Annotated in this window: 12 protein-coding genes and 1 pseudogene; 3 read left to right on the forward strand and 10 right to left on the reverse strand. The window is 65.2% G+C overall.

Translation table 11 applies throughout. From position 1 onward, the window contains the following. Positions 1-138 precede the first annotated feature (138 nt). The 4 genes from AKN84_RS18130 to AKN84_RS18145 all read right to left on the reverse strand — a co-directional run bounded on the left by AKN84_RS18130 (position 139) and on the right by AKN84_RS18145 (position 5297). On the reverse strand, positions 139-756 hold the full coding sequence (locus AKN84_RS18130; RefSeq protein ID WP_050422137.1) for a hypothetical protein: 618 nt from the start codon (positions 754-756) through the stop codon (positions 139-141). A gap of 11 nt (positions 757-767) precedes the next feature. Beyond that, positions 768-1292: a (2Fe-2S)-binding protein gene (locus AKN84_RS18135; protein WP_050422039.1), complete on the reverse strand. Its 525-nt coding sequence runs from the start codon at positions 1290-1292 to the stop codon at positions 768-770. Next, positions 1289-4063: a xanthine dehydrogenase family protein molybdopterin-binding subunit gene (locus AKN84_RS18140; RefSeq protein ID WP_050422138.1), complete on the reverse strand. Its 2775-nt coding sequence runs from the start codon at positions 4061-4063 to the stop codon at positions 1289-1291. The genes AKN84_RS18135 and AKN84_RS18140 overlap by 4 nt, the downstream gene beginning before the upstream one ends. Before the next feature lie 142 nt (positions 4064-4205). After that, entirely contained in the window at positions 4206-5297 is a 1092-nt protein-coding gene (locus AKN84_RS18145) for a hypothetical protein (RefSeq protein ID WP_050422139.1), read from the reverse strand. A 281-nt stretch (positions 5298-5578) separates the two neighbouring features. Here AKN84_RS18145 and AKN84_RS18150 point away from each other — a divergent pair, with 281 nt between their 5' ends. Further along, entirely contained in the window at positions 5579-6283 is a 705-nt protein-coding gene (locus AKN84_RS18150) for a GrlR family regulatory protein (protein ID WP_050422040.1), read from the forward strand. A 72-nt stretch (positions 6284-6355) separates the two neighbouring features. Here the strand turns inward: AKN84_RS18150 and AKN84_RS18155 are convergent, their stop codons facing one another. Next, positions 6356-6799 (reverse strand): DMT family transporter, encoded by a 444-nt coding sequence (locus AKN84_RS18155; RefSeq protein WP_050422041.1) that lies wholly within the window; start codon positions 6797-6799, stop codon positions 6356-6358. Positions 6800-6961: 162 nt separating this feature from the next. Here AKN84_RS18155 and AKN84_RS18160 point away from each other — a divergent pair. Continuing rightward, positions 6962-8583, forward strand: a pseudogene (locus AKN84_RS18160) (ABC-F family ATP-binding cassette domain-containing protein). A gap of 1 nt (position 8584) precedes the next feature. On the opposite strand, the gene AKN84_RS18165 reads toward AKN84_RS18160, so the two are convergent. Both AKN84_RS18165 and AKN84_RS18170 read right to left on the reverse strand, forming a co-directional pair. Beyond that, complete coding sequence (locus AKN84_RS18165) at positions 8585-9217, reverse strand: DapH/DapD/GlmU-related protein (protein WP_050422042.1); 633 nt, start codon at positions 9215-9217, stop codon at positions 8585-8587. A 75-nt stretch (positions 9218-9292) separates the two neighbouring features. Further along, entirely contained in the window at positions 9293-10267 is a 975-nt protein-coding gene (locus tag AKN84_RS18170; protein ID WP_050422043.1) for a glycerophosphodiester phosphodiesterase family protein, read from the reverse strand. Positions 10268-10521: 254 nt separating this feature from the next. Here AKN84_RS18170 and AKN84_RS18175 point away from each other — a divergent pair, with 254 nt between their 5' ends. Beyond that, positions 10522-11397 (forward strand): MBL fold metallo-hydrolase, encoded by an 876-nt coding sequence (locus AKN84_RS18175; protein ID WP_050422044.1) that lies wholly within the window; start codon positions 10522-10524, stop codon positions 11395-11397. 30 nt (positions 11398-11427) lie between these two features. Here AKN84_RS18175 and AKN84_RS18180 read toward each other — a convergent pair whose 3' ends face one another. Genes AKN84_RS18180 through AKN84_RS18190 form a run of 3 tightly spaced genes read right to left on the reverse strand, consistent with a single transcriptional unit; the run spans position 11428 to position 12778 of the window. Further along, on the reverse strand, positions 11428-11622 hold the full coding sequence (locus AKN84_RS18180; RefSeq protein WP_050422045.1) for a hypothetical protein: 195 nt from the start codon (positions 11620-11622) through the stop codon (positions 11428-11430). A gap of 38 nt (positions 11623-11660) precedes the next feature. Beyond that, positions 11661-11963, reverse strand: coding sequence for a PilZ domain-containing protein (locus AKN84_RS18185; protein WP_050422046.1), 303 nt, complete (start codon positions 11961-11963; stop codon positions 11661-11663). Between the two features lie 8 nt (positions 11964-11971). Next, complete coding sequence (locus AKN84_RS18190; RefSeq protein ID WP_050422047.1) at positions 11972-12778, reverse strand: DUF2336 domain-containing protein; 807 nt, start codon at positions 12776-12778, stop codon at positions 11972-11974. Positions 12779-13045: the final 267 nt, after the last annotated feature.

The following is a 13045-nucleotide window of genomic DNA, read 5'->3' on the forward strand; positions in this document are numbered from 1 at the left end:
CCGCAAACTCGCTATCGCCGGACGTGCGGAGACAGCCCCTCCACCCACCCTCTCCCCATAAGAACGGGGCGAGGGAGCGCAGCGTCACCGGGGTTGCTATTCGATCTGATCTCTTTGTGTTCTAGCTCGGCTGCGCGCTCACGGCGCCGGGCAGGCTGCGCCGGTCTTCACCCAGGCCTCGACCAGCGCGCCGGCCTGCGCTTGCGTGCCCGGTGCCGGCGAGCGGCCGAAGCCGGGATGCCAGGCCCAGCCGACCAGCGTGTCCTTGCCGATATGCTCGATCAGCTCCTCGACCTTGCGGCCGCCATTGCGTGCGGGATCGCGGATCTGGGCGCAGATTTCGCCGACCGTCTTGCCGGCCCACGCCATCTCGCGTGGCGCAAGGTGCCATTCCGGGTGACCCGGCACGCGGCCGGGATCGAAATTGGCGTGCTGGTGGCAGATCGAGCAGCGCATCGCGTTGCTGCCATGGCCATCGGTGCCGCGCGTGACCGGCGGCTGGTGCATGCGGCTGATGTCGCCCTGCCGCGGGCTGTCGCCGGCGGGATGGCAATTGGTGCAGCGCGGATGCGTCAGCACCTTGCCGAGCTCGGTGAAGATCGCCGCGGAGCGCTGCTCGACATTGTCGATGCCGGCAAAGCTTTCCGGCGAGGCAAGGGCGTGGCTCGCGCTCTCCGATGCTGCATAGCCGGCGCACAGGCTGGTCGCGAGCGCTGTCACGACCGCAATGATCCGAAACCGCGTGTCCGATGTCATCGCGCGCGGGCTCACTTGTTGGCGGTCAGATAGCGGTTGGAATCGGCGAGGATCACGTCGCGCACCGCCTGGTGATATTTGATGTAGCCGGTGCAGCGGCACAGATGGCCGTCGAGCGCATCCGCGATGACGGTTTCGAGCTGGTCCCGCGCCACTGGCTCTCTTGCGAGGAGTTCGAGCAGCACCTGGCCCTCGTTGAGGAAGCCGGCCGTGCAGTAGCCGCATTGGAACGCGAAATGGTCGATGAAGGCCCGCTGCAACGCCGAGAGCTCGCCATCCTTGGCGTGGCCCTCAACGGTGCGGATTGCCTTGCCGTCGAAATTCGCCGCCGGCACCACGCAGGTCGGGGTGGTGTAGCTCGTGCCGTCGGGATTATCGATGATGACGGCGCAGCTCAGGCACTGCGCGGCGCCGCAGCCGAACTTGGTGCCGGTCATGCCGAGCATTTCGCGCAGGAAATCGTTCATCGAGAGGTCGTCGCGGACCTCGATCGGGCCGTGCTTCTGGCCGTTGATGGTGAGATTGAGCGTGGTCACGCAAGCGCTCCCTTGAGCAGGCTCGTGGTCACCGGCAATGAGCGGAAGCGGTGGCCGGTGGCATCGTTGATGGCATTGAGCAGCGCCGGCACGATCGGGATCATCACCACCTCGGCCATGCCCTTGGGCGGCTCGTCCGGCGTCAGGGGCGGCAGCATCTCGATCTCGAGGTCGTGCAGTGGCAGGTCGGAGCCGCGCGCGATCAGGTACTGGCCGAGATTCCATTGCCCGTTGCCGGGGCCGCCTTCGAACGGCGGCAGGGTTTCCAGCAGCGCGTAGCCGACGCCCATGGCGAAACCGCCAAGCGACTGGCCGAGCACCACTTCGGGCACCAGCGCCTGGCCGCATTCGAACACGCTGTAGGCCTTGGCGATGCGCAGGATGCCGGTCGCGCGCTCGATCTCGACACGCACCAGCGTGCCGCACATCGAGGTATAGGCGGTACCGATCCGGTTGTTGTCGGTCGGCGGAAACTTGACGCTGACGCGATCGATCCGCTCGAACCTGCCGCGGCCGCGGCGGATCGCCAGCGCGTCGATCTCGGCGCGAAACTGTTCGCCGAACAGCGGGAAGCGGGCGCGCGACCAGGCCCAGCGCGAGAAGCTGTGCGCGACTGCGCCGGTGACGAAGCCGCGCGCATGCGCGGTCGCCGCAAGCTTCGGCAATGGCAGCGGCGCGAGCTCGTCGAGCACGAGCTGGCCGTCCCGCCAGCGCGCTCTGTCCCATTGCCGGGCGCGGGGATCGGCCTTGCCGATGTGCCAGAGCTCGAGCGCCGCCGGCCACAGCCCAAAGCGGAAGATGACGCGCGCCGCCTCGGCCGCCGAATGCGTACCGACATGGGCGCCGATCGACGCACTCGTTGCCGAGCTGATCGCCGGCACCCAGCGCGGGTTCTTCTCGGCGAGATCCTGGGTCTTCTGATCCATCGTGTAGGGGTCACCCGAGCTGACCAGCCCGAGCGCCTCATAGCTGTCGACCCGGGAGACCGCGACCTCGTCGGCCACAGTGCCGAGATAGCCCGCGACCCGGTTGGCGAGCGCGGTGCCGATGCCGTTGCCCATCTCGACGTGATCGCAGTGGATCGCGATCCGTCCCTCCTGATCGATCTCGACGCGGCCAAGCGAGCAATCCGCGCCGGCGCCGTAATCCTTGGTGACGCAGGCCACTCCTGTGCCGACCAGCCGTCCCTCCGCCGCCTTCTGCTTGAACTCGGCGCGCTGCTGCCAGATCGGATGCTTCTCGAGCTTGTCGAGGATCTCAGGCGTGCGCACCGAGACGATGTAGGGATTGCCGGTCATGGTCCGGCCGTTCTGCTTCAGCGCGTTGTTGCGGCGGAACGCGATCGGATCGACCTTGAGCTCGCTCGCCGCCTCGTCGATCAGGACTTCCAATGCGGTCATGGTCTGCAGCGTGCCGTAGCCGCGCATCGAACCGGCGGTGACACCGCGCGAATGCACCGCCACGGTGGTGACGTCGACCTTCGGGATATCGTAGATGCCGATCGCAGCGGTCGCGGCAACGACCGCGACATTGGCGGAGAAGTTGGCGAGCCCGCCGCCGTCGAGCACATGGTCGGCGGCGAATGCCGTGATCTTGCCGCTCTTGCGATCGATGCCGATCTTTGAGCGCATCTTGATCGGGTGACGTTTGATGCCGCCCTGGAATTGCTGATAGCGGTCGTGTGCCAACCGCACCGGCCGTCCCGGAAAGAACATCGCCGCCAGCGCCACGTAGAGCACAAACGGAGTGTGGTCGCGGCCGCCGAAGCCGCCGCCGACATGGGCAAACTGCGCGTTGATGTGCGAGGGGCGGAACGGCGGCCGGGCCTTGCCGAGCATGAAGGCGATCGACTCGGTCGCCTCATACGGTGACTGCACGCCGAGCACCAGTTCGAGGTTACCGCTGTTGTCGCTGTACCAGGCGAGACCGCTTTCCGGTTCGAGGAACATCGGATCGACCGACTGGGTCTCGAACTCGCGGTCGAGCACAAGCTGTGACGGATCGTCCTTGGCGAGCTGGGCGCGGATCGCTTCGCCATGGATTGCGGCCTTGGCGTAGTCGGGCTTGGTCTCCTTGGCGAGCGGCAGCCAGACCGGCAGCGCCGCGTTCTGGATGCGGCTCGGTGAAACCCAGCCGGCCAGGATCGGCGAATAGATGTCGGGCGCATCTGATGTCGCGCCGGCGACGCGCGTGAAGCGGTACGCGCCAAAGTTCGGCAGGACCACCGGACCGGTCTCGTCGCCGAACTTGACGAAGCCGACATCGCGCAGCGCGAGGCGCGCGCGGTCGAAGGCGTCGAACTGCTCGAAGATCAACAGCGCCACCGGTTGCCCGAGATAGAGCGGGGTTTTGCCGACGGGGCAGAACAAATCGCCGGCGTGGAACTCCGGCACCCTTGTGCCGATCCGGTCGAGATCGGCCGCCGTCACGACCACCGATGGCTTCGCCGGTCCATCGAGGCGGGCGAGGTCCATGCCGGCATAGACATGCGTGGCGTCATTGGCGCGGACCAGGATGGCGTGCGACGTGGTCGCGGGCCAGCCCGGCATGTCGGCGGCACGAAAGTCGGAGGCGTAGAGCTTTGCGCCGGTGACCTTGGCCACGCCGTCGACGCGGCCGGCGCCCTTGGCCGCCGGATTGAAATGGTCGCGCCCGGGAAGCGTCTCGCGACTGGCGAAAGCCGGCTCCTTCGCCAGCGCCAGATGCGACAGGCTGACCGAGATGCCGCCTGCCGACAACCACTTCACGAATTCACGTCGCGAAGGCCGCATGGTCTGATCTTTCATCGACACCTCGACGGCATATCGCGCCGGGGTCTAACAGTTTGTGCAATGCACGTGGAAGTATTGCGGCAAAGCGAGCGCAACGGCAATGCCGCAATAGGTCGTAGCCTTCCCACTCGTAGCTTTGGCCTCACTTCAGGTCGGCGATGGTGGCCGGACCCGGAGCCGGCGTGATCAGGGTCGGCCATTGCTTGGAACCGAACGGCACCAGCGGCGGCAGGAACGGCGTCATGCCGCGCTTCTTGGTCTCGGCGATGATCGCCTCGCGCGCATCGCCCCCCATCAGTTCATAGTCCATCAAATGGTAGCTGCCGAAGAACAGCGCGCCGACCGAGCGATCGGCGATGATCCGGGTCAGCGACTCCAGCATGTCCGACGGCGTCGTGGTGAAGGAGATGGTCTCGATCAGCATCAGCCGGCTGTTGATGGCGTCAGGCCCGAAGAACTGCGCCAGCACGCTGAAGATCACATTGTTCTGCCGCGCCACATAGATCGTGTTGCTCGCGCCATAGGTCTTGTCCCAATCGGGGCCGAGCTGGGTCTTCCAGTCGGCCATGACGGTCATCCAGTGCGCGACCTGGGTCTGCGCAGCCCAGGCGACGTTCCTGGCGAGCAGCGGCGCCTGCTTCTTGCCGAATGCCTCGAGCTTCGCGAACGGGATGGCGCCGGCGGCGAGGCATTCGTCCATGAAGGCGATGTTGTTGGTGAGGATGGCGCGGTTGTTGTCGCGCCAGTCGGCCTGCATCGGCGTGGCATCGAGCCCGTCGAGCGCCGATTGCATCCGGCTGCGATAGGCCTGCATCGACCCGCGCCACGACTTGTCGTCGGGATTGTCGACATAGGGGCCGACCACCTCGGCCAGCGCCATCGTGCTGTGGCCGACCGATTTGAGCAGCTGATAGACGACCGGCACCTGTGGCGCTTCGGTCGGCAGCTTGCCCGGCCGGTACAGGATCAGGCGGCCGCCGGCGCCGGAGAACAGGCCGAGGATCACCGGATGCTTGTCGAGCACGTTCTTCTGGAAGATCCGCGCCGCATCGCCATAGAGCTCGAACATGCCGGTGTTGAGCGCGAGCACATCCTTGGTCGCGACATCGGCCGGCGTGGACGTGGTCTTGCCCGAGATCGGTGCCATGTAGTCGGGCAGCAACTGGGCCAGCGCAGCGCCACCGCTGCCGAGCAGCAACGTTAGCGCGGCGGCCAGGCGAAATCGATTGATCATGTGATGCTCCTCGAAGCCTCGCGCCAACGTCGCGGCCGGATGCGGCCGCGCGACCATTAGCGGAATGCGCAAATGCTTGGACGCAATGAACTGGAGAGTAGTGAACAGGGAGTATAGATCCCGCGCGACGCGGCACGCGGACGCCTACAGCTAAGCGACGAATCGGCCGGTGTCCACACCCGGACACTGCCGGGCTTGCCTGCGCCAAAACACCCAATGGTGCGGGTTTCGGCCCGGTGCTATGTGGCGAACAGAATCAATTTTATTTATTGGATTTTTGCGTGCTCAACGGACTTTACAAGGTCGAGTACGGCATCAATGGCGCATTCGGCCGCAGCATCATGTGCCTGCACGACGGCAAGATGATGGGTGGCAATTCGGCGTTCGCTCATCTCGGCACCTATCAGGTGACGAATGGCGAGATCATCGCCGACGTGATCACCGAGCGTCACAACGACGATCCCAATTTCAAGCCGCTGATGGGCGCCGACGTCGCCGTCATCAAGGTACGCGGCCGAACCGAGGGCTCGACCATTCTGCTCGAGGGCAAGGCGGACGCCATGCCTGACGGCGTGTTCTGGGCGAATTTGGCACCGCTCGACGACGAGGCCCTGCCGCCGCGCGGGGAGGTCGGACCGGGCGGCATCGCCAACGGGCTCTATGCGATCCAGCTCCGCGCGCTCGACGGTGTCGACGCCGGCCTCACCGGGGTGATGCTGCTGATGGACGGCCGCATCCTCGGCGGCGACGCGTTCTTCTATTATCTGGGCTCGTATTCGTCAGCGGACGGCCGCTGGCGCGGCGAGATCGTCAACCAGGAACACACGCCGGCGAAGGGCGAACACCCGGTGTTCGGCGGCCATGAGATCGGCATCGGTTTCGCCGGCTCGTGCCGCGAAGACGGCGCCGAGCTCGAGGGCATCGCGCTGGCCGGCAAGCGCAGCCTTCGCCTGTCAGCCGAATTGCGCTTGATGCGCCGGGCGTAGAGCATACTCCGGAAAAGTGCGAAGCGGTTTTCCGACAAGAGGATGCACAAATAGAGCCGTGCGGCTGCTTCCTCAATCCTTGATCAGAAGCACGCCGCCGATGATCAGCGCGATGCCGACCAGTCGTGAGATCGACACCGGATGCTGCGCCAGCCCGAACAGGCCAAAATGGTCCATCGCGATGCCCGCGATCATCTGACCTGCGACCACCAGCGCCAGCAGCGTCGCGGCGCCGAGAGACGGCAGCAGCAGGATCATCAGCAGGATGAACACGCCGCCGAGGATGCCGCCGCTCCAGGCCCACCACGGCACGGCCGTCACCAGTTTCCAGGACGGCACCGGCTCCCGCGTCGCGACCAGCACGACTGCCATCGTCACCAGCCCGCCGAGATAGCTGACCAGGCCGGCCCAGGCGGGGGAGTTGAGGGCGGACCTCAGATTGCCGTTCAGGACCTGCTGGGTGGCGACGCTGATGCCGGCGCCGAGCGCGAGGAGATAGAGAAACCAGATTTGCATGTGACGCCCCAAAACCGATCGCCGAACTATTCCATGTCATATTCGATTGGCAACGACCGTGGCATGCATGGGAGCACGGCGCGAAACCTGCGGAATGGGCTTCCACCCAGGTCCCAGATCGAATAAGAGGCCGCAAACCCTCGGTTCCCCAGCATTAAAAGCATGATCCGCCTCGATAACGTCTCCAAGCAAGTCGGCCACCAGATCCTCTTCATCGAAGCCTCCGCGGCGCTCCAGAAGGGCGAGAAGATCGGCCTCGTCGGCCCGAATGGCGCCGGCAAGACCACGCTGTTCCGCATGATCTCGGGCCGCGAAACCCCCGATGAAGGGCAGGTGTCGCTCGATCGCGGCATCTCGATCGGCTATTTCAGTCAGGATGTCGGCGAAATGTCCGGCCGCAGCGCGGTCGCCGAGGTGATGGACGGGGCGGGACCGGTCAGCGTGGTGGCGGCCGAGCTCCGGGAACTCGAGGCCGCAATGGCCGACCCCGACAAAGCCGACGAGATGGACGACATCATCGCGCGCTATGGCGAGGTGCAGCATCAGTTCGAGGAACTTGACGGCTATGCGCTCGACGGCCGCGCGCGCGAGGCGCTGGCCGGCCTCGGCTTCAGCCAGGAGATGATGGACGGCGACGTCGGCAAGCTCTCCGGCGGCTGGAAGATGCGGGTGGCGCTGGCGCGCATCCTCCTGATGCGGCCGGACGTCATGCTGCTCGACGAGCCGAGCAACCACCTTGATTTGGAAAGCCTGATCTGGCTCGAGCAGTTCCTGAAGGGCTATGAGGGCGCGCTGCTGATGACCTCGCATGACCGCGAGTTCACCAACCGCATCATCAACAAGGTGGTCGAGATCGACGCCGGCCAGCTCACCACCTATTCCGGTAATTATGAGTCTACGAACAGCAGCGCGCGCTCTCCGACAAGCAGCAGCAGGCTCAGTTCGAGCGGCAGCAGGCAATGCTCGCCAAGGAGATCAAGTTCATCGAGCGCTTCAAGGCGCGCGCCTCGCACGCAGCCCAGGTGCAGAGCCGGGTCAAGAAACTCGACAAGATCGAGCGGGTCGAGCCGCCGCGGCGACGCCAAACGGTGGCGTTCGAATTCCAGCCGGCGCCGCGCTCGGGCGAGGACGTCGTCAGCCTGAAGAACGTCCACAAGGCCTATGGCAGCAAGCGCATCTATGACGGGCTCGACTTCATGATCCGTCGCCGGGAGCGCTGGTGCGTGATGGGGATCAACGGCGCCGGCAAATCGACGCTGCTGAAGCTGGTCGCCGGCTCAACCGAACCGGATGACGGCGCGGTCGCGATCGGCGGCAGCGTCAAGATGGGCTATTTTGCCCAGCACGCGATGGACCTGCTCGACGGCGAGCGTACCGTGTTCCAGTCGCTGGAGGATGCGTTTCCGCAAGCCGGGCAGGGCTCGCTGCGCGCGCTTGCCGGCTGCTTCGGCTTCTCCGGCGATGACGTCGAGAAGAAGTGCCGCGTGCTCTCGGGCGGCGAGAAGGCGCGGCTGGTGATGGCCAAGATGCTGTTCGACCCGCCGAACTTCCTGGTGCTGGACGAGCCGACCAACCATCTCGATCTCGCCACCAAGGAGATGCTGATCAATGCGCTCTCCGAGTTCGAGGGCACCATGCTGTTCGTCTCCCACGACCGGCATTTCCTCGCCGCGCTCTCCAACCGCGTGCTGGAACTGACGCCTGACGGCATCCACCAATATGGCGGCGGCTACACCGAATACGTCGCGCGCACCGGGCAGGAAGCTCCGGGCTTGCGGAGCTAGCTCAAGCCCGCCACCGCGCGCAGAACGCCTCGACGTCGCCGGACTGAAACTCCGGCAGGCGCTCCCAGATGGTCTCGGCCGGCCAATTCCACCACGCGATCTGCGACAGCTCGGCCGCGATCTTGCGGCTGAACCGCTCCTTGATCGGCCGGGCCGGCACGCCGCCGACGATGGTGTAGGGCGCGACATCGCGCGAGACCACGGCGCCGGCTGCGAGCACCGCGCCGTCGCCGACGGTGACGCCGGGCAGCACGATCACGCCATGGCCGATCCAGACGTCGTTGCCGATCACGACGCGGTCTGCGCGCCGATCGCTGAAGAAGCCATGATCGCGCTCGGCGGAGGCCGAGTAATATTCGGGGCAGTAAGTGAAGCGATGCTGCGAGGGCCGCTCGACCGGATGGTTCGGCGCGCCGATCCGGACCTGCGCCGCGATCGCGCAGAACCGGCCGATCACGGCGTCGGCGACGATGCAGCCGCTGCCGAGATAGGAGTAGTCGCCGAGCTCGGTGTATTCGATCGCGGTATCGCCGAGGACTTCGCAGCAACGTCCGACCTTCACTTCGCGCAGCTTGACCGTCGGCTCGATGACGGTTTCGGCAAGCTTGGGGCGGGTCGGGTTCGGTTCGGTCATGAATCTGTCCTCGATGCGGCGGGCGGTTCCAGTCGCACGATTTCTATTACGGCCAGATGACAGGCGGCGCCGGATCTACCGGCCGGTGAGGCGAGCAATGCTCTCAATCTCGTTGGTCCAGATGCCGCCGGAATAGTCTTTGGGCAGGCGCCGGAACGTGTCGGCATCGTCGACCCCGGTCGAGAATTCGCCGCCCTGATAGGGGCCGAGGACGAAGACCGCGCTGTTCGCCGCCTCCATCCGGTTGAGGAAACGGTCCGGCCATCCCCATAGCCACGGCGCGGTGTTGATCGGCATCAGCACGATGGCGTTGCGGCAGGCGTCAGGCACGATGCCGCTCCAGCCATAGCCGAGATAGCGGACGAGGCAGCTCTTGATCGCCGCGCGCGAAGTGGTTCGCGTCTCCGGTGCAAGACGCCGGATCGCTTCGATCGGCTCGTCGCCGCCATAGACCATGATCAGCTGGCGCCGGTCGGCGGGGAGCCGGTTCAGCACCGCTGCGAGTTTCTCGCCTTCGGCGGGATCGCGGCTCTTGACGTTGATCAGCAAGCGGCGATCCGGAAAGGTCTTGAGCACCTCATCCGGCGACGGCATCAACCCGATGCCCTTGCCGCGGAATGGAAAGGTCTTGCCGCCATCGGCCGTGTAGCCATAGCCGATGTCGAGCATCTTCAGCCGCGCCATCGGCTGTTCGCGGGTGACGCCCTGGCCGTCGGTCCGGCAATCGACCGTCCAGTCGTGAAACACCGCGAATTCGCCGTCGGTCGTCGGATGGACGTCGAGCTCGACGATATCGGCGCCGCGCTCGAAGCCCGCCCGCATCGAGCGGATCGTGTTCTCGAGATAGTCGTGGGTGGGTGGCAGCATGCGCGCCGCGGTGCAGGTGTCGTTCTTGAGGTCGCGTTCGTCGAAGCGCTGCGCGATGCCGCGATGGGCGAGCAGCGCGGGCTTTCCGTCGGCATGCGTTGCGAGAAGGCTGCTGTTGTTGAGATAGATTCCGGCGGTGACGGCAACGAGCGCCGCTGCCGCGTATTTCCATGTCCTGCCCAAGCGACTCGTTTCCTTGCTGGATCGTCGCTCCGCCTAGGAGCCGTTTTGGGTCGATTTGCGGCGGCCTCTAGTCGTCGACTGCGGCAATCGACCTCACCATCGCGTCCTTAAGTGTGGCGCGATAGTCCGCCGCCGCGTCTTGCGGCATCAGAGTTCCCAGCGATGCAAAGCCGCATGGCACGCTGCGCGGTGCTCGGCTTGTGAGGCCTGGCGCTGGCCGCTACGCTTCAGAAAAAAGCGGGAGCGAGACGGCGATGAAACAGATCAGGATCGGCGACATCACGATCGACGCGGTGATCGAGCGCGAGGGGCCCTGGCGGCGGCCGCAGGATTTCTTCCCGGCCTATGACGACGCCGTGTTCAAGCATCACCTGAAGACGATGGAGCCAGAGGTCTTCGATGCCGCGCGCGGCATGATGATGATCACCTACCAGACCTTCGTGGTGCGGACGCCGCGCTACACCATCCTGGTCGACACCTGCACCGGCGAGGACAAGGGGCACCCGCCGCCGTTCGACTTCGCGGGCAAGGAGCGCTGGCGCAACGAGCTGTTCGCGCTCGGCATCTCCTTTGAGCAGATCGACTACGTGTTCTGCACCCATCTGCATATCGACCACACCGGCTGGAACACCACGCTGCGCGACGGGCGCTGGGTGCCGACCTTCCCGAATGCGAAATACGTCTTCCACAAGGGCGAGTACGCGGCCTGGGAGGCCGAGAATGCCAAGGGCGCCAATCCGCCCGGCACGGTGTTTCGCGACAATTGCCTCCCGATCGTCGAGGCCGGGCAGGCGCTGCTGGTCGACGACGACTATGCGCTCGACGACACTGTAACGCTGACGCCGACGCCGGGCCATTCGCCCTGCCATTGCTGCGTCAACATCTTCTCCAAGGGACAGCGCGCGGTGGTCGCCGGCGATCTGATGCACCACGCGATCCAGTGCCGCGAGCCGGAATGGTCGGCGAAGCCCGATTGGGATCCGAAGCAATCGGCGGTCTCGCGGCGGAAGTTCTTTGCCTCCGTCGCCGGGACCGACACGCTGATCCTGCCAATCCATTTTCCGGCCCCGACCGTCGGCCTGATCAAGGCGGACGGCGAGGCCTTCGACTATCGCTTCAGGCGCGAGTAGGCGGCGCGGGCAGCAGGGAGCTCGGTGGTGTCAGAACCGCGCCGAACGAACCCGGCGCGGGACCTGGGTCAGAAAGCGTTCGAGATCGGCGCAGAGCCGATGGGCGAGCTCCTCGTCGATCTCGAACGTCGCGACCGTCCCCGCGCAGTCGATTTCGATCGTCCCACGAAGCGGCGCGGCGGACACGGTCGATACCGCGATGTCGGTGGCTCTTTGCATGGTCATGTCGTCAACTTCCCCTCGGGCCGGTTTGCCGCCAATCCTCATCTCGGAATGACGGGGCGTCCCTTTCGCTTGCGTTCTTCGATGAATCGCACGCCGATCTCGCTGCCGTCGACGCGAACCAGCTCGCAGCGCCGGAATGCCAGTCCCCGCGAGGACAGCACCAGGAAGAACTCCTGGGCCTTCAACACATCAAGCGTTCCGTCGACCTCGAGCCGGGCACCGCTCTGCGAGACGTCGAGCAGGATGCAGCTTCGTCGCCACGTGCCATCGACGCCCATCAGATTGACGGGATGACGCGTCTCAAGCTTGACGCGCTCCGCCCTGCGGTCACCATACGTCATGACGGTACTCACACTGAAAATGGCTTGGTCATCGCTGTCGCCCGCGCCTTCGCATCGTCGATCGTGGCTGGCGGGTTTGCGGAGGCGCGGGCGGCGCCGGCATCAATGGCGGCGCGAACCGCATCCTTGATGTCGGGGCGTGCAAGCTTCAGCAGTCGGGCCTGCTGGCGCGGCGTGGATCGCATCACGACGTCGGAGAGAACATGGGGTGGCAGGTCGCTGCGCGCGATCAATGCGTCCGCGATGGGCGCGTCGCGTTCGGCCGCGTCGACCATCATGGCAAGGCCTGCGCTGGTCATGTCAGCGCCGCGGTTGCCCGCGAGCACGCGAAGCACACTGCTGTCGCCGCGCATCAGCAGAATATCCGCGAGCTCCTGGCTGACGGCCTTGCGCCCTGCAATCGCGCTGAGGTGTCCCTCGGCGCGCATCCAGGCAATGTCGATCAGATCGGCCTCCGGGATGCATTCGCAGGCCCGCAGGATCGGGGCGGCGACGTCGGCGTCGTCATGGTTGGCTAGGCGACGAGCGAGTTCGCGCGGCACTAGATGCAAATCGGCGAGCGAGCGGCTGAGCGTGGTCAGGGTCCGCAACTCGACGCTCTCGCTCAGGCGGATCAGGATGTCGTCGAACATTTCGACGTGGTGCTCGCTGAGGCGATGCGCGTCCTCGAGAAACAACCCAGCCACCTCCTGCAGCATGCGTGTGCGGAGGTCGGGGGAGCCGGCTTTCAAGACGTGATCGAGCTTGGCAATAAGATCAGGCGAGGCAATGACTGTCATTGCGGTCCTAAAATGTTCCGCGACGAGGAACATCATCGTTCCCAATGCCAACCTGCTCCCCGAATCTTTAATAGGGGTATAGAGTTTAATGGGATCGCCGGTCCCAACGGTGGATATCCCGGCAAACACTATCGAAATTCGGCAGCAGTGATCATTTGCCTGATTGTCCGGTTCGACGAACGACCCGCATTTTTCCTGATTGAATTCGTCAGACGATTCGCATTTGGTGCATGGGCATTATCGATGAGGCGAGCGCGCCAGGCGCGACGCCTTGCAAGAAATTTCAAGAGCAATTCATAGGAG

It is taken from the genome of Bradyrhizobium tropiciagri (assembly GCF_001189845.1).
GTDB lineage: Bacteria > Pseudomonadota > Alphaproteobacteria > Rhizobiales > Xanthobacteraceae > Bradyrhizobium > Bradyrhizobium tropiciagri.

Excerpts from the sequence above, each read along its gene's own strand:
- AKN84_RS18130 (WP_050422137.1), bottom strand. The coding sequence starts at position 756 with ATGACATCGGACACGCGGTTTCGGATCATTGCGGTCGTGACAGCGCTC.
- AKN84_RS18140 (WP_050422138.1), bottom strand. The coding sequence starts at position 4,063 with ATGCGGCCTTCGCGACGTGAATTCGTGAAGTGGTTGTCGGCAGGCGGC.
- AKN84_RS18145 (WP_050422139.1), bottom strand. The coding sequence starts at position 5,297 with ATGATCAATCGATTTCGCCTGGCCGCCGCGCTAACGTTGCTGCTCGGC.
- AKN84_RS18155 (WP_050422041.1), bottom strand. The coding sequence starts at position 6,799 with ATGCAAATCTGGTTTCTCTATCTCCTCGCGCTCGGCGCCGGCATCAGC.
- AKN84_RS18165 (WP_050422042.1), bottom strand. The coding sequence starts at position 9,217 with ATGACCGAACCGAACCCGACCCGCCCCAAGCTTGCCGAAACCGTCATC.
- AKN84_RS18175 (WP_050422044.1), top strand. The coding sequence starts at position 10,522 with ATGAAACAGATCAGGATCGGCGACATCACGATCGACGCGGTGATCGAG.
- AKN84_RS18180 (WP_050422045.1), bottom strand. The coding sequence starts at position 11,622 with ATGACCATGCAAAGAGCCACCGACATCGCGGTATCGACCGTGTCCGCC.
- AKN84_RS18185 (WP_050422046.1), bottom strand. The coding sequence starts at position 11,963 with ATGACGTATGGTGACCGCAGGGCGGAGCGCGTCAAGCTTGAGACGCGT.
- AKN84_RS18190 (WP_050422047.1), bottom strand. The coding sequence starts at position 12,778 with ATGATGTTCCTCGTCGCGGAACATTTTAGGACCGCAATGACAGTCATT.